We start from the raw sequence: 24,715 nt of genomic DNA, 5'->3' as shown, positions 1-24,715 counted from the left end.
AGAAGCTGCAAACAGCTTCCTTCCTCCCGCACGTGCACCCCCGCACAATCTCCACTAGTCCCCAGCCTATACAACGGCTGGTTGTTAGGAATCGACTTTTCGGTTGTTTGAGCTTCGGCCCGCGGCTTCTACAGTGGTGGTTATCGCCATCAAGGCGCATGCAACGCACAACAGGAGCCTCACAGCATGTCAGTGGAAGTTGAAGAAGAACTCGTGGTCCTGCCTGAAGCACTCGAACAGGCGCGCGCCAAGGCCGCCGAGAGCAACTGGCCCTATGCCGGCGGCGTGACGCCTCCGATCGCCTGGGAACTGGTGCAGAAGGGCCAAGCCGTGCTGGTCGACGTACGCTCCGGCGAGGAGCGCAAGTTCGTCGGCCATGTGCCCGAGAGCCTGCACGTGGCCTGGGCCACAGGGACGGCGCTCACGCGCAATCCGCGCTTCGTGCGCGAACTCGAAGCCAAACTGGCCAAGGACGGCGGCAAGGACGCCGTGGCGCTGCTGCTGTGCCGCAGCGGCAAGCGTTCCGCCCTGGCCGCCGAAGCGGCTGCCAAGGCGGGCTTCACGCGGGTGTTCAATGTGCTCGAAGGCTTCGAAGGCGAGATCGACGCGCATCAACACCGCGGCGGCTCCGACGGCTGGCGCTTTCACGGCCTGCCGTGGGTGCAGGACTGAATCAGCGGCTTCGGCCGACGACCGACATCTACTTGAAAAGAAACACCAACACATGGCCCATTTCGAAGTGAGCGACATCGTCCGAGCGCTGCATGGTGTGCGCGACGAATGGCGCGATTCGCAGCGCCGCTCGCGCGAGCCCGGCGCGCGCGAGTTCCCGTCGCGTGACGCGCTCGCGCAGATCGTCGAGTCGCTGAAGGGCGCGCTCTTTCCGATGCGGCTCGGGCCGCCGGACCTGCGCCACGAGAGCGAGGATTTCTACGTCGGCCATACGCTCGATGCCGCTCTGCAGGCGCTGCTGCAGCAGGCGCGGCTGGAGCTGAACTTCAATGCGCGCCACGAACCACGTCCCGCCAGCGAGATCGACGACGCGGCCACGGACGCCGTACGCCGCTTTGCCACCGCGTTGCCGGGTCTGCGCCGCCTGCTCGACAGCGACGTCCTCGCGGCCTACCAGGGTGACCCCGCGGCGCGCAGCGTCGACGAGGTTTTGCTGTGCTATCCGGGCGTGCTGGCGATGATTCACCATCGCCTCGCGCACGAGCTGTACAAGCTCGGCCTGCCGCTCCTGGCGCGCATCGTGGCCGAGTTGGCGCACGGGCAGACCGGCATCGACATCCATCCGGGCGCGCAGATCGACGCGGGCTTCTTCATCGACCACGGCACGGGCGTGGTGATCGGCGAGACGGCGGTCATCGGCAAGCGCGTGCGGCTCTACCAGGCGGTCACTCTCGGCGCCAAGCGTTTCCCGACCGACACCGAAGGCAACCTTCAGAAGGGCCTGCCGCGGCATCCGGTGGTGGAGGACGACGTGGTCATCTACGCCGGCGCGACCATCCTCGGGCGCGTCACGCTCGGCAAGGGCGCGGTCATCGGCGGCAATGTGTGGATCACCGACGACGTGCCCGCGGGCGCGAGCGTCACGCAGGCCAGCCTGCAGAACGCACCGAAGGCAGGTGGCGCGGCATGAAAGCATTCGTCGAAGACTTCGGAGTCACCATCCGCCAGCTGCGCGAAGGCAAGGGCTGGTCTCAGGAAGAACTGGCGGAGCGTTCCGATCTGAACCGCTCCTACGTGGGCGAGATCGAGCGCGGGCGCGTCATACCGTCCATCGTCACGGCACAGAAGCTGGCCACCGCGCTGGGCATCAACATGGTCGGTCTGCTCATGCGCTGCGAGCAGCTGGAGCAATCGCGCCTTGCGCGAAGGATCAACTTGGCGGCTATAGCCTGTTGAGGGAAAACCCGTGGCCGCCGGACACTGGCGGCCACTTTTTTCTCAACCCACGGAGCCCTGATCCATGAGCGCAACAGTTGGTGGTACGACCGCCCTTGGCGACAACGCCGCAAGACAGCTAGCCAATGCCACCAAGACAGTTCCCCAGCTCGAGACCATCAGCCCGCGCTGGCTGACGCACCTGCTGCAATGGGTGCCGGTGGAGGCGGGCATCTACCGCGTCAACAAGGTCAAGAACCCCGAGTCGATCAAGGTCACCTGCACCTCGCGCGAAGAAGAAAATCAGCTGCCGCGCACCTTCGTGGACTACGAAGAGAATCCGCGCGAGCACTACCTCAATGCCGTGAGCACCGTGCTCGATGTGCACACCCGCATCTCCGACCTCTACAGCAGCCCGCACGACCAGATCAAGGAGCAGCTGCGCCTGACGATCGAGACGATCAAGGAGAACCAGGAGAGCGAGCTCATCAACAACCCCGACTACGGCCTGCTGGCCCAGGTGACGGAAGAGCAGCGCATCTTTCCGCTGACCGGCGCGCCCACGCCCGACGACCTGGACGAGCTGCTGACCAAGGTGTGGAAGGAGCCTGCCTTCTTCCTCACGCACCCGCTGGCCATTGCCGCATTCGGCCGCGAAGCGACGCGCCGCGGCACGCCTCCGCCCACGGTGAGCCTGTTCGGCTCGCAGTTCATCACCTGGCGCGGCATTCCGCTGATCCCGTCGAACAAGGTGCCGGTGGCCGACGGCAAGAGCAAGATCCTGCTGCTGCGCGTGGGCGACAAGCGCCAGGGCGTGGTGGGCCTCTTCCAGCCGGGCCTGTCGGGCGAGCAGGGGCCGGGGCTGTCGGTGCGCTTCATGGGCATCAACAACCATGCGATCGCGTCTTACCTGATCTCGCTGTACTGCTCGCTCGCGGTGCTGACCACCGACGCGCTGGCGGTGCTCGACGATGTCGAGATCGGCAAGTACCACGACTATCCCGACACCTACAAGTAAGCCGCTGTGAGCAGCACTCCATCGATTCCGGGCGAGGCGCCGTTCGATCCGGCCATCCTTGCGCGCATGGCCAGCGCCATGTTCTCCGAGGTGCCGGGCGCGCAGTTTCCCGCCAACGTCGCGCCGCCAGGCTCGCCGCTGGTGAGCCCGGCGGGCTTCGGCCCGAGCGTGCCTGGCACGCCGATTCCGCAGGGGCAGATTCCGGGCGCCAATCTGGTGCCGGCATCGCCTACGCAACTGCCTTCGCTTGCCAACCGTGCGCCCGCTCTGCTGCCGCATGCGGTGGCGGGCAATGGCGTGCCGGACAGCGTGCTGTCGGTGGCGCCGGCCTTCGAGCCGCGCTCGGGCGGCTCGGTGCTGGGCGTGCCGCAGCAGGTGAATGCGCCTTCGGCACCGCAGGCGGACGCGTCGCCGTTCTATTTCCTGAGCAACAGCTTCGGGCATCCTCCGGCCGGCGCGGTTCCCGCAGTGTCCGCGCCCGCGCAGGTCCTGCCCCTCACCCCAACCCTCTCCCCGGAGGCGCGAGGGAGCAACCCTCAGTTCTATTTCGTCGATGCAGTGCGGCTGCCCAGCGGCTTCGTCACGCCGGCCAAGCCCGATCCGCGAGGCCCCGACGCGGTGCCGCTGGCCGGCAGCGGCCAGCATCCACCGTTCGACGTGCACGCGGTTCGGCGCGACTTCCCGGTGCTGCAGGAGCGGGTGAACGGCAAGCAGCTCGTGTGGTTCGACAACGCGGCCACCACGCACAAGCCGCAGTCGGTCATCGACCGCATCGCCTACTTCTACGCGCACGAGAACTCGAACATCCACCGCGCGGCGCACGAACTGGCCGCGCGCGCGACCGATGCCTACGAGGGCGCGCGGGAACGCGTTCGCAAGTTCATCAATGCGCCCGAGGTCGAGGAAGTGGTCTTCGTGCGCGGCACCACCGAGGCCATCAACCTCGTGGCCAAGAGCTGGGGCGGCCAGCATGTGGGCGAGGGCGACGAGATCGTCGTGTCGAACCTCGAGCACCACGCCAACATCGTGCCGTGGCAGCAGCTCGCCGCCGCCAAGGGCGCGAAGCTGCGAGTGATTCCGGTGGACGACTCGGGCCAGGTGCTGCTCGACGAATACCGCAAGCTGCTCAACGACCGTACGAAGATCGTCGCCGTCACGCAGGTCTCGAACGCGCTGGGCACGGTGGTGCCGGTGAAGGAGATCGTCGAGCTGGCGCACCGCGCGGGCGCGAAGGCGCTGGTCGACGGCGCGCAGTCGGTCTCGCACATGCGAGTGGACGTGCAGGACATCGGCGCCGACTTCTTCATGTTCTCCGGCCACAAGGTGTTCGGCCCGACCGGCATCGGCGTGGTTTGGGGCAAGCGCGAGGTGCTCGAGGACATGCCTCCGTGGCAGGGCGGCGGCAACATGATTGCCGATGTGACCTTCGAGAAGACCGTATTCCAGCCGATCCCGAACAAGTTCGAGGCCGGCACCGGCAACATCGCCGACGCGGTGGGCCTGGGCGCGGCGATCGACTACGTCAACAAAATCGGCATCGAGAACATCGCCCGCTACGAGCACGACCTGCTGGTGTACGGCATGGCGCAGCTCGGCGCGATTCCCGGTGTGCGGCTGATCGGCACGGCAGCCGACAAGGCCAGCGTGATGTCCTTCGTGCTCGACGGCTACACCACTGAAGAGGTGGGCCATGCGCTGAACGACGAAGGCATCGCGGTGCGCACCGGCCACCATTGCGCGCAGCCGATCCTGCGGCGCTTCGGCGTGGAAACGACCGTGCGGCCTTCGCTGGCGTTCTACAACACCTTCGACGAGATCGACCGTCTGGTGGCGGTGGTGCGGCGGCTGGCCGGGCAGCGCCGCGCGGGGTAGCGCGTCAGGGCTTCGGCGCGAGGTGGCGGTTGAAGAAGGCCGTCACCTCGGCGTTGAAGGTCGCATGGAATGCCGTGCGATCGAAGCCGGGCGCATCGCGGCAGATTTCGGACTTCGCTTCGATCTGCGCCGGCGAGCACGGCGCCAGAAAGCCGAAGTGCTCGGCTTTCTCGGCCACCCGCCATTCGGGCGCCACGGGCAGATTGCGGCGCACCGCCGCCACGCTTGCGGGCGTGACGCCGTCGCCGCCGTAGGCCGAGGCCCAGAGCAGGATCGGGGTCTTCACGTCCTTCAGGCCCTCGGCGTCGAAGACCGTGCTGAGCGGGTCGGCAATCACCGCCACCTTGATGCGGGCGTCATGGGCCAGTGGCGAAGCAAGCAGCTCCTGAAATCTCTGCCGCATCAGCGTGCACGCCGGGCTTTGCAGGTCCTTGGCGCAGGGGGACGAGGGCAGGGGCGGCAGGCGCTCGAAATCGGGGCGCGCGCCGGCGAGCACGAGGCCTGTGTAGCCGCCCCTGGAGAATCCGTAGAAGCCGATCCTGTCGGCCGCGATCCGGTCATGCGCGGGCCATTGCTGGAGCATGTGGTCGATCAGCCGCTTGATGTCGGTCGTTCGCGTCGCGAGGGCCGAGATCTTGTCGTCCGGGCCGCCGCGAATCTGGAAGTTGTCGCTCGAATGGCTGATGGCGGCGACCACGAAGCCCGCGTCGGCCAGCGCCTGCGCGGTGTCGTGGTGGCCGAGGTAGGAGCCTCCGTACCCGTGCGACAGCACGATCAGCGGGAGCTGGGCCCCTGGCGCGAGCGGGCAGTCCCGCACGGCGCGGATCGTGGTGCGGCCGAGCTGGATGTCTCCGGCCGGTGTGGCGCAGGGCGTCCATACGGCGCCGCGTATCGCCGGGCCCTCGCGGTCGGCGGGAATCTCGATGGTGCTGAAGCCGGCGGCCTGCGCGAACGTGGCCGCGAGGCCGAAGGAGCAGACGATGGAGCGGAGAAGACGTGAGAGATGCATCGCCGCAGTGTGTTGCGCCGTTTCGCAGGCTGCTTAGCAGACTTTGCGATCTTTGCCCGGTTCACGAATGGCGCGCTATGCTTGGCGATTGTTAACACTCGTGATGCTTGCCACCGCATGTCCCTGCCTCAAGCTTCTTCCCCCACGCCTTCGGCGGCCGATGAATCCTGCGACGTGATGGTTGTCGGCGGCGGCCCCGCCGGCTCGACCGTCGCAGCCTTGCTGGCCCAGCAGGGCCGCAAGGTGGTGCTGCTGGAAAAGGCGCAGCACCCGCGCTTTCACATCGGCGAATCGCTGCTGCCCGCGAACGTCGAACTGTTCGAGAAGCTGGGCGTGCGAGAGCAGGTCGAGAAGATCGGCATGCCCAAGTTCGGCATCGAGTTCGTTTCGCCCGAGCACGAGCATCGCAGCTACGTGGACTTTGCCGAGGGCTGGGACAAGTCGCTCGATTCGGCCTGGCAGGTGCGCCGGTCCGAGCTCGACGAGCTGCTGTTCCGCAATGCGGCCGAGCGTGGCGCGCAGGCCATCGAAGGCTGCAAGGTACGCGACGTGGCCTTCGACGCCGACGGCGCCACCGTCAGGGCCGAGATGGACGACGGCGCGAAGCGCAACTGGCGCGCCCGCTTCGTGGTCGACGCGACCGGACGCGACACCCTGCTGGCCAACAAATTCCGCTGCAAGCAGAAGAACCCCGACCACAACAGCACGGCCGTGTTCGGCCACTTCACCAACGCCGAGCGGCTGGAAGGCAAGAAGGAAGGCAACATCAGCATCTGCTGGTTTCCGCACGGCTGGTTCTGGTTCATTCCGCTGGCAGACGGCACCACCAGCGTGGGCGCGGTCTGCTGGCCGTACTACCTGAAGACGCGCGAGAAGCCGTTGAAAGACTTTTTCTACGACACCATCGCGCTGTGTCCGGTGCTGCAAGACCGGCTGAAAAACGCCACGCTGGTCGACGACGCGGTGCATGCCACGGGCAATTTCTCTTACTCCAGCACGCACGCCACCGGCGACCGTTACCTGATGCTGGGCGACGCCTTCACCTTCATCGACCCGATGTTCTCGTCGGGCGTGTACCTGGCCATGCACAGCGCCTTCGACGGTGCCAAGCTGGTGGCGACCGCGCTCGACCAGCCGGCCGAACTGGCGGCGGCGCGCCAGGGCTTCGAGGCCATGATGCGCAAGGGACCGCGCGAGTATTCGTGGTTCATCTACCGCGTGACCAACCCCACCATCCGCGACATGTTCATGTACCCCGGCAACCCGTTCCGGGTGAAGGAGGCGCTGATGTCGCTGCTGGCCGGCGACATCTACAACGGCACGCCGATGTGGAACGCGCTGCGCATGTTCAAGGTGCTGTATTACGGCATTTCCATTGCCAACTTCCGCCGTACCTGGGCGGGCTGGAAGCGCCACCGCTTCAACACCCGCGACATGGGGATGTTGAAGGGTGAGACTATTCTCAAGTCGGACTAACCGCTGCTACCGCAGTGCCAGCCCAGCGCAAGGCGTGCTGAGCACGAGTCCGGTTCGTTGACACCCTCTGGGCTTGTTCGGACTTTACTGCGCGGCTCATTGCCGTTGCTTGGCAGGCATGCGAGCCATAGCTTGTGCTTGCGGCTCAACGAAGCTATCCACGATTTGTCCATATTGTTTAGCGAGAAGCCGTTCGGCGGCAATTTGGGGCGATCGTTGCGAAATCGCCCATCTCTCTGCAGCGACATTTTGATGACTTTGTGCAATTGACCTTGGTTGCTCTTCGGCCTTTCGATCGTCTGGCTAAACACATTGCGTTCGAGCTGGATGAGTTGTTCTGAGCGCCCCTTGATGTGGAGGCGGCGCGGAACAACAAACGAGGCCGTCAAATGGTTGCAATCGTCAGTGGGAATAGCCTGGGTCTGAGTCTGGGGTCGCTGGCCACGCTGGGTGGGCGAGGCGGGGTGGGGTCGGCGCAGCAGGGGCGCAACGGCGAGTCGGCCTATGTCAACGTGGCCAACGGCAACCTGGTGCTGCAGGACCTCGACGACAGGCTGGTGGGCCGGGGGCTGGACATTGCCACTGTGCGCACCTACAACAGCCAGGGGCTGTTCGACGACGACAACGGCGACAACTGGCGCGTCGGCGCGCACGGACAGAAGGTTGTGCTCACGGGCACCGCTGGCACTGCTGGTAGCACCCTGGCGCGCACGGACAGAGACGGCGCCACCGCGGTCTACGCCTGGAGCGCATCCCGGAACCTGTATGTGAGCAGCGCAGGCGCCGGGGCGTTCGACACGATCGCCTACGACGCGGCCAACGCCCGCTATGTCTGGACCGATGGCAGCAGCGGTCTGGTGGAGCGCTACGACGCGAGCGGGCAGGGGCGACTTCTTTTTGCCGTAGACCCCAACGGCAACACCGTCAGCTACAGCTACAACGCGAACGGCACGCTCAAGAGCGTGGTCGACGCCAATGGCGAGGCCACCTATTTCGACTACACCGGCACGAACCTCACCCAGGTCCGTACGGTCGCCACCGGCGGCGCGACGCTCACGCGGGTGCGCTATGCATACGATGGCGCCAACCGGCTGTCCAGCGTCACCGTCGACCTGAGCCCGGAGGACAACAGCGTTGCCGACGGCAAGACCTACGTCACGACCTACAACTACGACGGCACCAGCAAGCGCGTGGCCTCGGTGACGCAGAGCGACGGCACCGCCCTGGCCTTCACCTACGTGCTGTCCGGGAGCAGCTACAAGGTTGCCACCGTCACGGACGCCCTGGGGCAGATCACCCGCTTTGCCTACGACAGCGCCAGCAGCACGACCACCGTGACGGACCCGCAGGGCGCGCGCAGCACCTTCCTGTACGACGCCGACGGCAATCTGCTGCAGGTGCGCCAGGGCGTCACCGCCGGCAACGCCGCGGGCCTGTCGCAGGTCAGCTACCGCTACGACGCTGCGGGCAACGTGACGGGGATGACCGACGGGGAGGGCCGCGAGCTCGCCTATGAATACGACGCCAACGGCAACCTGCTGAAGGAGGTCGACTCGGCGGGCAACACCCACACCCGGACCTACAACAGCGCGAACCAGCTGCTGAGCGACACCATCTACGCCGACGCGTCCGTCAGCCGAGGCGTCTTCAGCAAGGATGCGGCGCTGCCCGAGACCACCCGCTACGTCTATGCACCGGGCAACGCGCTGCAACTGCGCTTCGTGGTCACGGCGCAGGGCAACGTCACCGAGCACCGCTACGACAGCTACGGCCAGCGCATCAGCACCATCCGCTACGTGGGCAGTGCCTACGGGGTCTCCACCCTGGGCACCACGGACGTGCCCACGCAGGCGCAGATGCTCGCCTGGCTGGGCGGCCAGGATCCGAGCCGCACGGAGCGCGTGGACTACGCCTATGACGCGCGAGGCTCGCTCAGCAGCGCCACCACGTATGGCGAAGTCGATGCCACGGGGGCGGGGACGACGGCAACGGCGGCCAGGACGCAGTACGTGTACGACCAGCACGGCAACCTGCTCCAGAAGATCGAGCCCAGCGGCGGCGGCACGACCACCTACGTCTACGACGGGCTGGGGCGCGTGCTGTCGGTGTCCGCGCCGTCGCTGGACGGCGTCACGGCCAACACCACCGTCACCAGCTACGACGATGCCGGCGGCAGGACCAGCGTCACCGTCGCCAGCGGTCTGGTGAGCATCTCGGCGTACGACAAGGCCGGGCGCTTGGTGAGCGTCACGCAGCAAAGCGCCGGCAGCGGCGTGCTGGGCACCACCACCTACGCGTACGACAAGAACGGCAACCTGCTGATGACGCAGGACCCCACGGGCGTGCGCAAGTGGATGCTGTACGACGAGGCCAACCGCAAGATCGCCGAGATCGATGCGACGGGTGCGCTGGTCGAGTATGTCTACAACGCCAGCGGGCAGTTGCGCCAGAGCGTGGCCTACGCCACGAAGCTGACTGCGCAGAAGCTGGCGCAACTGCTCGATGGCGCGGGCAAGCCCACGACCGCATGGGCGGCGGACAACACGACGACCAGCCTGGCGACCCTGCGGCCGGCAACTGCGGCGCAGGATCAGAGGGTCTGGCGCTTCTACGACAACGTCGGCCGCTTGACCTGGCAGGTGGATGCGCTGGGTTATGTGACGCAGACGACCTATGACGGGGCCTCGCGCATCCTGGCCGTGACGCAGTTGGCCAAGCCGATCGATGTGGCTCCGCTGCTCAAGGGGGCCAACATCGATCTGGGGGTGGATCCCTCCACGCTCGGAGGCATTTCACTGAGCGTCAACAACGCCGAGTCAACGTCTTATGGTCTCATTGCAGTCTTGACCGCCTCTGTAGACGGCGCTGGCCTTAGAGGCATGGTGACCTTTTTCGATGGCGAGACAGTCATCGGTAGCGCAGTTGTTGTTGATGGAAAAGCGACGTTAGCCACAGACCGGATGTCCATTGGCACACATAATTTGCGAGTGGCGTATTCGGGTGATGATTTGAGACCGGCGAGCGTATCCAAGGCCGTCAAGAAAACAATTACGCCCATACTGACTACCGCTACGCTGGGAGTTCAGCGCAACCCTTCAGCGGGCTCTCGTTCGGTCATCCTTTCGGTAGACGTGAAAATGCCGGACTCTGCAGGAGACTGGGGTTGGTTGATGCCTTCCGGACAAATCACTTTCTATGCCGGAAACAAAATTATAGGATCGATAGTTTTATCAAATGGCTTCGGAAATCTTGTAGTTAATGATTTGCCCGAAGGCATGCAAACACTTCGTGCCGAATACTCTGGTGATATCTTGCACGCACCAACGGTTTCGACACCTCGAATATTCAGTGCAAAACCTATACCGACCGAGGCGACGCTAACGTCCAGCAAAAACGTGGATGGCAGTTCGACGCTGACTGCTCGGATTACCGTTCCTGCTGGCTCGACATATTTGCCGACTGGGTCCGTCACTTTTTATTCGGGTCAGTCTGTGCTGGGCATTTCAACATTGGTCGATGGCAGGGCAACGTTCAAGGTCAATCAGCTTGGTGCTACAGGGCCGTTCACAGTAGCTTATGCCGGAAATGTGGACTATGCCGCAAGCGCTAACAAGAGATCCCCCACGAGCTTGATCGTTAGCGTAGATCCCTGGTTGCCAACAACCAACCTACTGAATGTCCGGCTGCATGTCGCTGGTGTCGGCTATGGTGCGACTGGGGCGCTTTACATATTTGGGGGGAACTCCGTAGGTTTAGGCACGGGTTACTTTGTCAATGCAGAGGGTACTACGAATATCTGGGTGGAGCGCTCAGCGTTGATCAAGGCCGGTGGCATTCTCAATATAGCGTATACAGGGGATTCTAAATTTCAGAGTTGTATTCTCTCATTGAAGTTGAATTTGTCGCCATCCCTAAATCCGGAAAGAGACGCCTACACTGCATTTACCGTTTCGCAGCAAATTAATCAGTCGATTGGAGTGAGTGAATCCTTTGCGGGATTTAATCCCGCCATTACGGTAAAAGGGGAGGGTGTTTGGGATGATCGTTTTTATTTTGACGGCCAAATTCTAACTTCTACGGTAAATCATTATTTAGAGGCTAGAGGGCTCGCGGATCCTGATACTGCGAGGCTTCCTGTTAACCTGGCTAAGGGCCTGCATGATCTGACTGTTATCAGTCTTGTGGTTGAGCAAACAGATGACTTGCCCATTTTTATTGGTCAAAGGAGCAGTCAATCCATCGCAATCACGCGGACAAAATCGCAGGTCAATCTTTTCTCTTCTAAGCAGTCTGTCGGAGCGGGTGAATCCGTGACTTTGACGGCGGCAATTCAAGCTACTCCCAACAGCCCGAACATTCCGCGCGCCAACGGCGCAGTGACCTTCTGTCGCAACGGCATCGCCATTGGTACAGGCACGCTGATGAACGGTGTGGCCACGCTGTCCATCGGCAGTTTGCCTGTGGGAACGGCCAAATTCACGGCGAGCTATGCAGGTGACGACAACTACTTGGCATCGCAAACAACCGCTGATTCGTGGGTGCAGGTCGCAGGCTCGCCGGTTGTATTGACCAATCTCACAACGCCCGTAATCGCCAAGGACGGCGCGCTGTCGGTGCGAGTTGTGGGCAAGACCGCTGCCACGGGCTTGGTGAGTTTCTACAGCGGCATGACGCTGCTGGGCACGGTGGCGGTCACGGCGGACGGCACGGCCACGTTGCGCGGCGTTCCAATTCCTGCCGGCACTCATACCTTCAGTGCTGCGTACTCAGGCGACGAAGCCAACGCCGACGGCGCGATCACCTTCACCCAGACCGTCGAAGGCACACCCGACACCCCCCGGGTGCTGGTGGGCCTGGACATCACGCAGGACCGCACCGTCACGCAACTGCTCAACCGCAACGGGCAAGTGCAGGGCACCCTGGACGCCGAGGGCTACCTCACCGAGTACAAGTACAACGCAGCCGGTGAGCAGGTGCAGAGCATCCGCTACGCCAACCGCGCGGCCAACTTCGCCAGCGTCTCGGCACGCCTGATGGCGGTGGCCATCGCGCGCGCCAGCGGCGACCTGGCCGGTGTGCGCCCCGCGGCCAGCGACGGCGACATCCGCACCTACACCTTCTACAACGCCCGCGGCCAGGCCGTCGGGCAGGTCGATGGCGAGGGCTACCTCACCGAGACCGTGTACGACGCACGCGGCAACGTCACCCAGACCCGCCGCTACGCCAGCTTGGCCAGGAACCCGGGCAGCGCGAACGCCACCCTCGCCAGCGTGCGCCCGGACCCGAGCGCCCAGGACCAGAGCATCACCCAGACCTGGAGCGCGGCCAACCAACTGCTCAGTCGCACCAATGCCGAGGGCACGGTCACCACCTTCACCTACGACGTGGCCGGGCGCCTCGTGCAGACCACCACCGCGGCGGGCACGCCCGACGAGCGCATCCAGCGCCTGCGCTACGACATCCAGGGCCACCTCATCGCCGAACTCGACGGCCGCGGCAGCGATGCCGTCGCCCTGAACGCGCCGCTGGCCAGCTGGAGCGCCAACGGATCGACGCACGCCTACGACGCCGCCGGCCGGCGCACCGGCACCACCGATGCCAACGGCCACCGCACCCTGTTCTTCTACGACGCCTTCGGGCGGCTGGCCTACACCGTCAACGCCCTGGGCGAAGTCACCGAGAGCCGCTACAACGCCTACGGCCAGGTGTCCGAGCAGATCGTCTACGGCAGTCGGATCGACCTCACGCCCCTTGGAACGGCCACGCCCGGCGGACTGAACACCGATGCGCTGAAGGCACTACTGGCCACGATGGCCGACCCCGCCAAGGACACCCATGTCCTGAAGACCTACAACGCCAGCGGCACCCTGACCAGCAGCACCGACGCGATGGGCGGCGTCACCAGCTACGCCTACAACGCGTTTCGCGAAGCCATCGCCAGCAGCCGGACGCGCCTGAGCGGCCAGGTTATCACCAACACCGTCACCTTCGACCGGCGCGGCCTGCAGGTCTCGACCACGTCGGACGCCACTGGCGCGGGCCTCACCCGGCGCACCGGCTACGACGCCTTCGGCCGCCCGGACACGCGCATCGACGGCAACGGCAACACCGCCAGCCTGCGCTACGACCGGCTCGGGCGTGTCGTTGCCACCACCGACGCCACCGGTGCCACGCGCACCACCACCTACGACGCCTTCGATCGCGTGCTCACCCAGCGCGATGCGTTGAACAACGTCACCAGCTACGCCTACAGCGTGGCCAACCGCAGCGTCACCGTGACCACCCCCGAGGGTGTCTCGGTCACCACCTTGCACAACCGCCAGGGCCAGACCACCAGCGTCACCGATGGCCGCGGCAACACCACCACCTACAGCTACGACAAGAGCGGCAACCTGCTGCGGACCCAGGCGCCCGAAGGCGTCGGCACCAGCACCACCTACGACAAGATCGGCCTGAAGCTCAGCACCACCGACGCCAGGGGCACCGTCACGACCTACGGCTACGACGCTGTCAGCAGGCTTCTCACGCGCACGGTCGATCCGGGGGGCCTGACCCTCGTCACCAGCTACCTCTACGACGCCAAGGGCCAGACGATCAGCGTGACAGATCCTGGCGGCACCGTCACCACCACGGCGTACGACCTGAACGGCCAGGTCGTACGCCAGACCCTCGACCCTTCCAACGGCGCATATGTCGGCCTGAAGTTGGAGACCGTCTACACCCACGACAGCGATGGCACCGCCCTTAGCGTCCATGGCCCCGATGGGCGCCTGACGCGCTACACCTATGACGGCGCCGGCCGGCGCATCAAGGAGCAGGTCGATCCGTTGGGGCTGAACCTCACGCGCAGCTATGCCTACGACGCCGAGGGCAACGTCATCAAGGCGGTGGATGCCAGCGGCAATGCCACGCTTTTCATCTACGACCAGGCCAAACGGCTGGCCTTCACCATCGACGCGATGGGCGGCGTCCAGCAAAGCGGCTACGACGCCGAAGGCCGCCTGAGCAGCCAGACCACATATGCCGCGTTCGTGCCCGTGGCTGCCTGGAACGGTACCGCCCCGAGCTTGTCGGCTATGCAGGCGGCGCTGCCCACGCTGGGCCTGGCCGCCACGCAGAGCCGGCGCTACGACCGCGATGGCCGGCTGCGCTTTGCCGTGGACGCCACGGGCGCGGTGGTCGAGTATCGGTACGACGACGCTGGCAACGTGGTCGAGAGCCGCGCCTATGCACAGCGTATCGAACTTGGCAAGTGGCACGGCGCCATCGACCCACCGGTCGTGGCCGACGACGCGCACGACCAGCGCTCGCGCAGCGTCTACGACGCCCTCGGGCGAAAGACCCACAGCATCGACGGCACCGGCGCGGTGGTGCGGCAAGTCTTCGATGCCAGCGGCAACGTCACCGAACGCTTTGCCTACAGCAAGCGAGTGCCCGCGGCGACGGCTGCCACCACCGATGCGCTGGCCGCCGCCGTCGCGTTGGTGGCAGAGCCCGCCAGAGACCCGCACGACACCTATGTCTACGACCGTGCCGGTCGACAGCTCTTGCACACCGACGGGGTGGGCAAGGTCACGTCGCAAAACTACGACAAGAGCGGCAACATCATCAGCCGCGCCTATATCAACGACCAGCCGGCAGGAACCAACCTCTTCACGCACAGCGAATTCGCCAATGGATTGCGTGATACGGAGAACTGGATCGGTGCCGTTAGAGCATCGCAGATGGAGGGTTTCGCAGGCGCGCTCAGGATCGGGGTCGATCCGCGCGAAGGGTATGCGGGCGCCTATAAGTTGCACCAGTCATTGACACTCGGTGCGACTTACACAATGTCCGTGGTCGTGGAGATGGAAGACGGTTTGCCGCCATCTTTTGGGAGTACAAACGCGCGGGACGCCGCGAACTCGTTTGCCTTCGCTTCGCTGGGGCGCATGGCCGATCCGCTCGCGTATACCGTGCAGCATCTGGGCGGCAAGCAATATCGTGTGGCAACAACCGGCGTGGCGTCGGGCGAGATGGCGTACTTCGGGGTCGTCAAATTCACCTCGAACGATCCTCGTCCTCTTCGCGTAACAGGCTACCAACTCGAGCAGACGGACGTCGCCAGCAACATTACACCGACCACCGCGACACCGGTGCTCATCGCAGCCAAAACACAGAGTCAGGTCACGCGCTTTGCCTATGATAGCGCCGGGCGCCTGGTCTATACCCTGGGTCCGCTGGGCCAGTTGGAGAAGAACAGCTACGACGGCGCGGGCCGCATCACGCTGACCACGCGCTATGCAAGGCCCGTCAGCACAAAAGGACTAGGCGCCGCGCCCACTGTGGCCCAGTTGCAAGCGCTGGCCAGTCAGACCCCGGGCCAAGACCAACAGCAATTCAATGTCTACGACCAGGGCGGCCGCCTTAGCGCCACGGTCGATGCGATGGGCAGTGTCGTCACATTCAAGCGCGACGGCAACGGCAGCGTTTCCGAGCGCACGGCCTGGGCCAACACTGTCGACATGAACAAGTGGGCGCCCGACACAGCGCCCGTTCCCAAGGCCGATACCGCGCGCGACCAACACACACGCATCTTCTACGATGCCATGGGCCGTGAGACACTCACCATCGACGCGCTGGGCTACGCCGTGCAGCGCCAGTACGACGCCCAAGGTCGGCCGTCCTACGTCGTGCGCTATCCCGTCGCTGTGCCTGCGTCAACGCCGAACACCCAGAAGGCGAAACTCGATGCGGCCATCGCACTGGCCTCTGTGTCCGGCCGTCCGCTTCAGATCACCGCCTACGGCTACGACGCCGCTGGTAACCGAACGAGCCAGACCGAGGCCCTGGGGCAGCCAGAGGCCGCCACTACTCAGTATGTCTTCGATGGCATCGGCCGGTTGACCCGCACCATCGATGCGCGCGGCGTCGAGCTCTCGCAAAGCGACAGCGCCTGGGCGCTCACCCAGCGACTGCAGCTGAAGTACGTCAATGCTGCGGGTGGCGCCCTGAAGGCCTCCGACCTGAGTCAAGCCCAGCGACAGGCGCTTGCAGCGCGCTATACGACGACCATCGACTACGACGCGGCCGGCCATAAGCTCAGCGTGACCGATGCTCTTGGCGGCGTCACGCGCTCCGACTATGACGCCAACGGCCGCGTCGTGAGGATCACCGATCCGCGTGGCAACTCGGCTTTCTACTACTTCGACGCCGCTGGGCGCGTGACGCTGAGCGTCGACCCCGAGGGCTATGCCACCGCGACCACCTACGACGCGCTCGGCCACACGCTGAGCGTCAAGCGCCACTTCAACCGCGTGAGCGGCACCTACAAGATCGCGCAGCCGCCTGCGCTTCCGGGCGCCAACCCCAGCGACGCACTCACGCGCTTCGAATACGACGCATCCGGGCGCCTCACCAGGACCATCGACGCCCAGTCGAATGCAGAGCGCTATACCTACAACGCCCTGGGCCAGCGCGAGACGCTTACCAACAAGCTCGGCGGCCTCACTGCCTACACCTACGACCAGCTCGGGCGAGTGGCCAGCGAGACGCTGCCCATCACGAGCAGGAACGCCGCCGGCCAGTCGGTGGCGGTGCGCAACCAGTACGCCTACGATGCCTTCGGCAACAGGGCCACCACGACCGAGGCGGTCGGCCTGCCCGAGCAGCGTGTCACGCAGTTCAGCTACGACGGGCTGAACCGCGAGGTCGAGCAGCGTCAGGCGCAGGTGCGCATCTACGTGGACGGCCAGGGCTGGAGCACCATCGCGCCCACGCGCACCCGGAGCTACGACGCCAGCGGCAACCTCATTGCCGTGGTTGAGCCCAACGGCGGGCGCACGCGCACCTGGTTCGACGGAACCAACCGCAAGGTGGCCGAAGTCAGTGCTACCGGCACGCTCAGCACTTGGAGTTATGACGCGACCGGCAATGTCATGGCACAGCGCGTGTACGGCGATGCACTGATCTTGCCGGTGGGCGATGCACTGCCCACACCGGTGAACGCAGCCAACGTGCGCCTGACCACTTACCAGGTCGATGCCAACAACCGGGTGCTCAGCAGCACCATCGCTGGCATCCAGTCCGGCAACTATGACGCTTCGGGCCACCAGTACAACATGGCGGTCACGAGCGATCTGGTCAACCGCAGTTTCTACGACGCCAACGGCAACGTGGTGCGCGAACACAACGGCAAGGATGCGGCCACCCTCACCTGGTACGACAGGCTGGGCCAGAAGTTGCTGCAAGTCGATGCCATGGGCTTCGGTGTGCGTTGGGAGCGAGATGCAAACGGCGCCGTGCTGCGCGAAACCCGCTTTGCGAAGGAAATCGTGCTGGGCAGTCTCAGCGAGAGCACCTCGGTAGATGCAGTCCTGCAGAAGTTCACTCCTGGTCTGAACGACCAGATCACCGAATACAGCTACGACCGCAATGCGCGCGTGCGCAGTGAGTCCAGGCTGAACGTGGCCTATGGCAGAGTTGCGGCCAACGGCGCGCTCAGCGAAGGCGCCACCAGCGCCACCCAGCGTACCGAGTACAACGCGATGGGCAACAAGACCGCCACCATCGATGCGCAAGGTCAGCGCAGCGAAATGCGCTATGACACGATAGGGCGGTTGCTGAGCGTGCAGCGTCCGGGTGCGGCCGACTTCAACGGCAATGCGGTGCGCCAGGTCACCGACTACGAACTCAACGGCTTGGGCAATGTGCGCCGTGAGATCCGGCGTGGCACAGACAACGCCGTGGAGAGCGACGACGAGATCGTGCGCTACGGTTACGACGCTACCGGCGTGCGCACGTCCATGACCACCGCCAAGGGCGAGACCGTCACCTACGGGCGCGACGCCAACGGCAATACGACGGCCCAGATGACGGACCGGGTAGACGCGGACGGCGCGGTCTCGCGCGATATCGTCAGCATCGCCTACGACGCGGCCAACCGCGAGGCGCGTCGCTTCACCGGTGGCCGCGACGCTGCCGACATGCCGGTCTTCGATGCGGCCAACACGATCACGCTCACCTACAACGCCTGGGGCGAGTTGGCCAGCAAGCGCACCGGCAGTGGCAATGCCCAGGGCCAGGCGCAGGAGTACTACGACTACGACAAGGCCGGGCGCCTGTGGCGCACCAATTCGAAGGGCGGCGTCAACAAGGCATGGATGTACGACCTGGCCGGCAATGCCACGTTGCAACTGGAATCGCAACGTGTGGACCTGCGCGCGATGACATGGGACCAGATGGCGGGCGACGGCAGCCATCCCAATCCGGACATCCTGATCACCATTACGTCCTACGACAAGGACAATCGCGTCGTGAGCGTGATGCAGCCCAAAATGGACGCGGCGCGGCCAAACCTGAAGATGTTCGCCGCGCCCATCAACGTGGATTCGGGCAAGTTCGGCGGGCTGGACATCGATGTGGCGCCAGCGCTGGCGGAAGCCAACTCTACTTGGATCGCAGGGCCCTCTGACGGGTCGGCCACGGGCGCGGTCAGCGTGCTGGGCATGCCGATCTTAGGGGGCAACATCCGCCCGATCACCAACGGGGAAGCCGGAATACCGGGCAACCCGAGGCACGTTTCTGATGTGGTCGTCGGGGTGACGGACCTCCTGATCGGTTCGGCTGGCGACTGGACCTCCAACATCGAAAATATCTACGGCGCTATGACGTGGCGCATCGAGGTCGCGGGCACGACTCAATTCCTTGGCAGGGTGACGACATGGCCGCAGGTCGTGCATCCGATGTACAACACACCGCCGTTCCCGGTCGTCAGCATGTATATGCATCGCGGTCTGGCCTACAGCGGTCTGATGCCCATCCGGGTCATCGCCACGGTGCAGAGCAGCGGTCTGGATGTCGTCGTATCGACAGGAACAATTCGGCAATTGCCCTGGCCTACTCAGGATCAAACGCTCAGCGGCACCTTCATGCGCCTGACTGCGAGCGAGGCGCGCGACACCGACACGATCCAACTGTATAGCCGTCCGCGTGACTCGAACAGTCCGTTCTCGCAATCTTTGCCGATCTTCAAGGCCGGGCAGGGCGGCTCCAGCCTGAACAACGTCGCCATCGACGGCTCGTACTTCACGCGCCTGGAGAGCTTGGGCGGACCGACGGAGCTGTTGCTGGTCGTGACCCAGCCGGACGGCACGGTCGTGCGTCGCCAATCAATCCAATACGACCCGGCCACGCGCCAGTCTTCATCGTCCGTGGCGGCAGCCCAGCCGGTTTTTACGACCGACAACGTGGCGCACTTCACAGGCATGAGGATCAACGGTCACGCCATCCGGGTTCTGCAAAGGCCCAATGGCAGCGAAGGCGAGTATTCGCAAAGGACGTATTGGCCCGCCGGTGCCACGGGGCGCTTTGAAGTTCAGTTCGATGGCGGTACCAGCGACGTCATCATCGAGGTGTTGGACATGGGCCGCAATGTGGTGGTCGACAGGCTGAAGGGAACCGTCAACCCGGGCGTGTCGTACTACGACATGCGCCCCCTGGCGGCACTGCCTTCGAGCATCACCTTTCGCGACATTCCAATCGACGCCCAGACCCTGCAGATCGACTACGAGCCGCTCAGCCCGGGGGGCTTGAAGGGCTCCATCACCATCCCGCGCGAACGCGCGGGCGATATCGCCCAATGGGTGTGGGATGCCGCCAACCTCATTCCGGATAAACGCAGTCTCTATAGCTACAGGCTGCATGCCGTGGCGCGCGATGCCGACGGATTCATCATGACCGACATCACCGGCGAGGCCACGATCGGCGCGCTCAGCAAAATTGGCACCAAGGCCAGGCTGACCGGCAACCTCAAGCACCAAGTGATGACCTTCGATCCGGAGATATCCGAAGGCCGGAGCATGAAGCTACGCTACCGCGACAAGGGCGCTACCGACAAGGACTTCACCGAGGTCGCAGCCACGCGAGTGAAGATCGGTACCGCCTTCAAGTGGGATGCGACCGCAAACGGTCTGAACCCGGACAAGGAGTACGAGTTCCTGTATGACGTGTACAACGCCTCGGGGGCGATGATCGGTAACGGGGAGGGCTACTTTCGGCTGAACAACACCACCGCAAACAGCGATGTGCGCTGGGCCATTCCCAACCTGCCAGGCCAGGACATCATCAACCACAGCTGGGTGATCCAGCGCCGTCAGGAGCACGACGCCTTCGGACGCGTCGTCAAGGAGATCGACGGCAAGGAAAATGTCAACGACCTGCGTTACAACACCCTGGGCCTGCTGATTGACAAGATCGGGCCGGTCGTCGATGTCACGCTGGCCAACGGCCAGAGGCAAGCGATCAGGCCTACGGAGCACTACAGCTACGACCTCAACGGGCAGTTCGTCGGCAAACGCGATGCCAACGGCAACCAGAGCACCGTGCAGATCAATGCCGCGGGGCAGGCCGTGGCCGAGTGGCACCCCGGCGCGACCGCTGGAACCTCCGCGGTCGTACGCAAGGCCTACGACGTCTTCGGCAACCTGCGCACCGTGACGGACGAGATCGGCCGCGTTACCCGCAACGAGTACGATTTCAACAACCGCCTCAAGCGCGTTGAGCGGCCCGTCAACGCCAACGGAAGCGTGGCCGTCGATGCTTATGAGTACGACATTCTCGGTCAGCGCATCGCGCAGGTGAATGCGCTGGACTATCGTGTGCGGACCTACTACGACAGCATGGGCCGCGTGACGCGCTACATCTCGGCGGAGGGCGCCACCGTCAACTATGGCTACACCTACGACAACAGCATCGGTTCGGCAGGCGGAGTGAACACCGGCGGTTGGACGAATACCACGACGGACGCCAACGGCAGGACGCAGACGCTGAAGAACGACGTGTTCGGACGCACGATGTGGAAGCAGGACCTGGGCGGACATCAGTTCACCTACGGCTACAACTGGTCAGGCCTGATCGCCACGCAGACCGGCAACTCGGGCCAGAACATCGCCTACAGCTACTACGACAACGGTTACCTGCGCAAGGTGAGCGATGCGGGTGTGTCGACCGAGAGCATCTTCGAGTACGACAACAACGGCAATCGCATTTTCGAGGGCTTGAAGGCCATTACAGGCAATGTGGTGTTCCAGTGGTCGCGCGTGTCCTATGACGCCTATAACCGGGTCAAGACGATCGACGATGCGCGCTACATGATCAACTACGAATACGACGCCAATGGCAACCGTCGGCGCGTGCTCAGCACCTACATCAACGTCGTGGACCAGAGAAAGGATGTACAGGACTACTGGTACGCCTACGACGGCATGAACCGCTTCACCACCACCATGGGCCAGATGGTCAACGGGCAGATCTGGCGTGGCGCGTCGGGCGACGGCGTGACGATCGAGTACGACAACGCCGGCCAGCGCAAGGCGGCCATCTATGCGCGCGACGGGCACCGCGAGGACTATGACTACGACGGCACGGGGCACCTGACCGCGATGAAGATGAACGGCGTGCTTCGCAGCCGGCGCACCAACGATCTGGCCGGACGGGTGACACGCTACGAGGAACTGTACGCGGACCAGACGCTCAGCTCGCAGAAGGATCGCACTTGGAACAAGGACAACCAGCTCACCGTGGAAGTGGAACGGCGGCTGACCGAGGGAACGAATGGCAGAAAGTGGTCCGACACGACGACGGCCTACACCTTGATGCAGGACGGCACGCTGTCGAAGGTGGATTCGCTGACCAACGCCTTCAACAACTTCAACCCCAGTGCCCAGGATCCCGCTGTCGTCATCACCCGCATGATCAGCAACTATGCCTACGACTGGTGGGACAGCGCCAAGCAGACCTCGATCACGCTCGATCCCGTGAGCACGGGCTACGACCCCAAGCGGCCCCAGCCGCCTGGTTATTCGGTGTTCGGCTACGACGTCAACGGGCATCTGAAGACGGCCACGGACCTGAACGCGACCACGCCGCGCAGCTTCTCGTACTGGACCAATGCGGAAGGCCAGGTGCTGCAGCGCCAGGAGCTCATCGGCGGCAAGATCGGGGCCGACGGCAACGTGAGCGGCGCGAGCAAGAGCCGCGACCACCGCTACTTCTACTTCGACGGCAAGCGCGTGGGCAACGTGGGCAACGACGGCGTGGAGCGCGAAGACTACGCCCAGCAGCTCGCGCGCAGCTCGGCAACGCAAAGCCCTGACGACAAGTACCGCAAGTTCACGCCCACGAACTCGGCGGACTTCGACGAGAACTACCAGCCGATCAACGCGGGCTTCCCGGGCCCGGCGCCGGGCAGCTACACGGTGCGCGAGGGCGACACGCTGGAGGGGGTCGCTCGGGCGCTGTGGGGCGATGCGACGCTGTGGTACCTGCTGGCCGAGGCCAACGGGCTGGACGGCCAGCCATCGGCTGCGCTGGTGGAGAACACGGTGCTGCAGGTGCCCAACAAGGTCACTAACCTGCACAACACCAGCAGTACGTTCCGGCCGTACGACCCGGGCAAGGCGATGGGGGACACGAGCCCGACGCTGCCTGATCCGCTGCCGGCGCCCAAGGGCAAGGGGGGGGATGCGGAGGGCTGGGCACAGTCATCGTGGCGATCATCGCTGTGGTAGCGACCGTCTTCACGGCAGGAGTCGCGTCGATTGCAATAGGTGCCGCACAAGGTGGTATCGGTGCTGCTCTGAGTAGCGCGGGACTGGGCGGAATCATGACCGCAGGCGGTAGCGCACTGATGGGCGGCTCGATTGGTGCCGCGATCATCGGAGGTGCGGCTGGCTCCATCGCCAGCCAGGCCGTGGGTATCGCCATCGGGGCGCAGGACTCCTTCAGCTGGAGGGGCGTGGCACTGGGAGCGCTTGGCGCGGGGGTCGGCGCGGGTGTGGCGAGTTGGCTCAGCGGCGGCGGTGCGGGCGCATGGCTCGCGGGCAACGGGGGGGACCTAGCGGCTGCCGGGCGCATTGCCATCGGCAACATCGCCAGTCAAGGGCTGAACATCGCCACCGGGCTGCAAAAGGGCTTTGACTGGAGGGGCGTGGCCGCCAGCGCAGCCTCAGGGTTTGTGTCGGCATCGGCCGGTGACTGGGCCAAGGGCGCTAACTGGGATCTGGCAGGGCAGCGCCTGGTCGGCACCATGGCCGGCGGCCTGATGAGTGCGGCGGTGCGCGGAGGAAGCATTGGCAGGGCCCTGCCGGGCGTCATAGGAGACGCGGTGGGGGCGGCTGTGACAGTTGGCAATGCGTTGGGCGATAGTCTGGCCGCAGCCAATAGCAGCAGTTCCTCGACCTATGTGGGCCCAGAAGAAAAGCTTCGCGACGACTTCTGGGCACAGACGCTGGGGCCGGTGGAGACGCGTAACGGACCACCAAGCCAGATCGACTTGTTTGGTACCGCGCCGCCTGCTGGGGGCGGTCTTAAGCTGGGCGGAGGTCTCGGACTCAGCGTTTCGACATCGACCGTTCAAGCGTGGAACGATGATATGCAGATGAGTATCGGTGTGGCGGCAAAACGCCTCGAAATCGAGGGCGTAGATAGCGCGGTCGGCGCACATTCGGCCATTCCGAAATGGAGCGCAGAGGAATTTTCCGATGGCTATGGAATTTATTGGAAATCAGGGGGGGGCTGATAATTTTTCGCTTATTAAAGTTGGGTTTATAGACGATGTTCTTAAGCAAGGGGAGTGGGCTCGGGTGGTTGATGGAAAAAAAGATAAAAATGAATTGATGCCTTTTCCTCGAGACCGTGGCACGGCCCGTGTAGTGACAAGCGCGGGGGATTCGGATGATATTGCTCCCGCTTTTGTTTTAGGATCTTCTGGCCCAAAAAAGAGAGTAGATCTTGGCAGTGGGCAGTGGGGATCCGAGACACCTGAAATCTCTTCTTATTTTAAAAAGGGATTTGTAGAGCAGACCATACTTCCTTATGCAAGACTTATTTATCCGGATGCTGCAGATCATCTGAGGCACTATTTCGGAAACACCGGGCTTGATTACAGGGTAAATTTGCAGCGAATTGTTGAGACAACTGACGCAGGGAGAGATTTTTATCTGTCGCAGCAAAATGCCGCAATGAATTTTGCCTCCGATAATGCTGTTGAGGGCATCCCGCTTTCATTTTCTTCTCAGCGCATGGAGCAAAGGCGGTTCTCGGGTGATGAGAATTGGATGCGTGCAAGCGGCACTTTTTCTGGATGGTCAAATGCCACCGTGGTAAGAACTGGAAATAGTTTTTCAATGAATTTTGATTTACATTACTTTGATCCTTATAATTGGAATAACGGGCAAGAATTTACCTCCTTTGGGGTGGATGTTAAAGACGATTTTATGGCTGCATTTCATAAGCAAGGTTTGGCAAGGGAGTTCAACTTAGTAGGGTTACTTCCTTTGAAAATAACTTGGCAAGCTGGGCGCCAAAGTGATTTTTTGGTAAAAATAAGAGATTGATTTTTTGCGTTTCATGAAGATGAGATTTGAAATGAAAAAGTCATATCGAGGTTTGGAATTTGCGGAATATATATTTTT

At 63.7% G+C, this 24,715-nt stretch carries 11 protein-coding genes; 9 read left to right on the top strand and 2 right to left on the bottom strand.

Translation table 11 applies throughout. From position 1 onward, the window contains the following. Positions 1 to 186 precede the first annotated feature (186 nt). From L3V85_RS19705 to L3V85_RS19685, 5 genes are all read left to right on the top strand, one after another. Positions 187 to 672 (top strand): rhodanese-like domain-containing protein, encoded by a 486-nt coding sequence (locus L3V85_RS19705; RefSeq protein ID WP_237674419.1) that lies wholly within the window; start codon positions 187 to 189, stop codon positions 670 to 672. A 52-nt stretch (positions 673 to 724) separates the two neighbouring features. Beyond that, entirely contained in the window at positions 725 to 1,642 is a 918-nt protein-coding gene (gene epsC, locus L3V85_RS19700; protein WP_237674418.1) for a serine O-acetyltransferase EpsC, read from the top strand. Next, positions 1,639 to 1,908 carry a helix-turn-helix domain-containing protein gene (locus L3V85_RS19695; protein WP_081269389.1) on the top strand — a complete coding sequence of 90 codons (270 nt, stop codon included), beginning with the start codon at positions 1,639 to 1,641 and terminating at the stop codon, positions 1,906 to 1,908. Before epsC ends, L3V85_RS19695 begins: the two co-directional genes overlap by 4 nt. Before the next feature lie 64 nt (positions 1,909 to 1,972). Next, positions 1,973 to 2,905, top strand: a complete 933-nt coding sequence (locus L3V85_RS19690) for a family 2A encapsulin nanocompartment shell protein (RefSeq protein WP_106934382.1) — start codon at positions 1,973 to 1,975, stop codon at positions 2,903 to 2,905. A gap of 66 nt (positions 2,906 to 2,971) precedes the next feature. After that, positions 2,972 to 4,777, top strand: coding sequence for a family 2A encapsulin nanocompartment cargo protein cysteine desulfurase (locus L3V85_RS19685; RefSeq protein WP_237680608.1), 1,806 nt, complete (start codon positions 2,972 to 2,974; stop codon positions 4,775 to 4,777). Positions 4,778 to 4,781: 4 nt separating this feature from the next. Here L3V85_RS19685 and L3V85_RS19680 read toward each other — a convergent pair whose 3' ends face one another. Further along, complete coding sequence (locus L3V85_RS19680; protein WP_237674417.1) at positions 4,782 to 5,786, bottom strand: alpha/beta hydrolase family protein; 1,005 nt, start codon at positions 5,784 to 5,786, stop codon at positions 4,782 to 4,784. Positions 5,787 to 5,903: 117 nt separating this feature from the next. On the opposite strand from L3V85_RS19680, the gene L3V85_RS19675 reads away from it, so the two are divergent. Continuing rightward, complete coding sequence (locus L3V85_RS19675; RefSeq protein WP_237674416.1) at positions 5,904 to 7,262, top strand: NAD(P)/FAD-dependent oxidoreductase; 1,359 nt, start codon at positions 5,904 to 5,906, stop codon at positions 7,260 to 7,262. Here the strand turns inward: L3V85_RS19675 and L3V85_RS19670 are convergent. Next, positions 7,259 to 7,651, bottom strand: a complete 393-nt coding sequence (locus tag L3V85_RS19670) for a hypothetical protein (RefSeq protein WP_237674415.1) — start codon at positions 7,649 to 7,651, stop codon at positions 7,259 to 7,261. The two genes, L3V85_RS19675 and L3V85_RS19670, sit on opposite strands and share 4 nt — an antisense overlap. Here L3V85_RS19670 and L3V85_RS19665 point away from each other — a divergent pair, their 5' ends adjacent. The 3 genes from L3V85_RS19665 to L3V85_RS19655 are packed head-to-tail and all read left to right on the top strand — an operon-like array spanning position 7,652 to position 24,637. Beyond that, positions 7,652 to 22,810, top strand: a complete 15,159-nt coding sequence (locus L3V85_RS19665; protein ID WP_237674414.1) for an Ig-like domain repeat protein — start codon at positions 7,652 to 7,654, stop codon at positions 22,808 to 22,810. Further along, positions 22,789 to 23,820 carry a hypothetical protein gene (locus L3V85_RS19660; protein WP_237680723.1) on the top strand — a complete coding sequence of 344 codons (1,032 nt, stop codon included), beginning with the start codon at positions 22,789 to 22,791 and terminating at the stop codon, positions 23,818 to 23,820. The genes L3V85_RS19665 and L3V85_RS19660 overlap by 22 nt, the downstream gene beginning before the upstream one ends. Next, entirely contained in the window at positions 23,783 to 24,637 is an 855-nt protein-coding gene (locus L3V85_RS19655; protein ID WP_237674413.1) for a hypothetical protein, read from the top strand. The genes L3V85_RS19660 and L3V85_RS19655 overlap by 38 nt, the downstream gene beginning before the upstream one ends. The last annotated feature ends 78 nt before the right edge of the window (positions 24,638 to 24,715 follow it).

The sequence above is a fragment of the Variovorax paradoxus genome, assembly GCF_022009635.1.
Classification (GTDB): domain Bacteria; phylum Pseudomonadota; class Gammaproteobacteria; order Burkholderiales; family Burkholderiaceae_C; genus Variovorax.
This window is presented reverse-complemented; position numbering and strand designations above follow the sequence as displayed.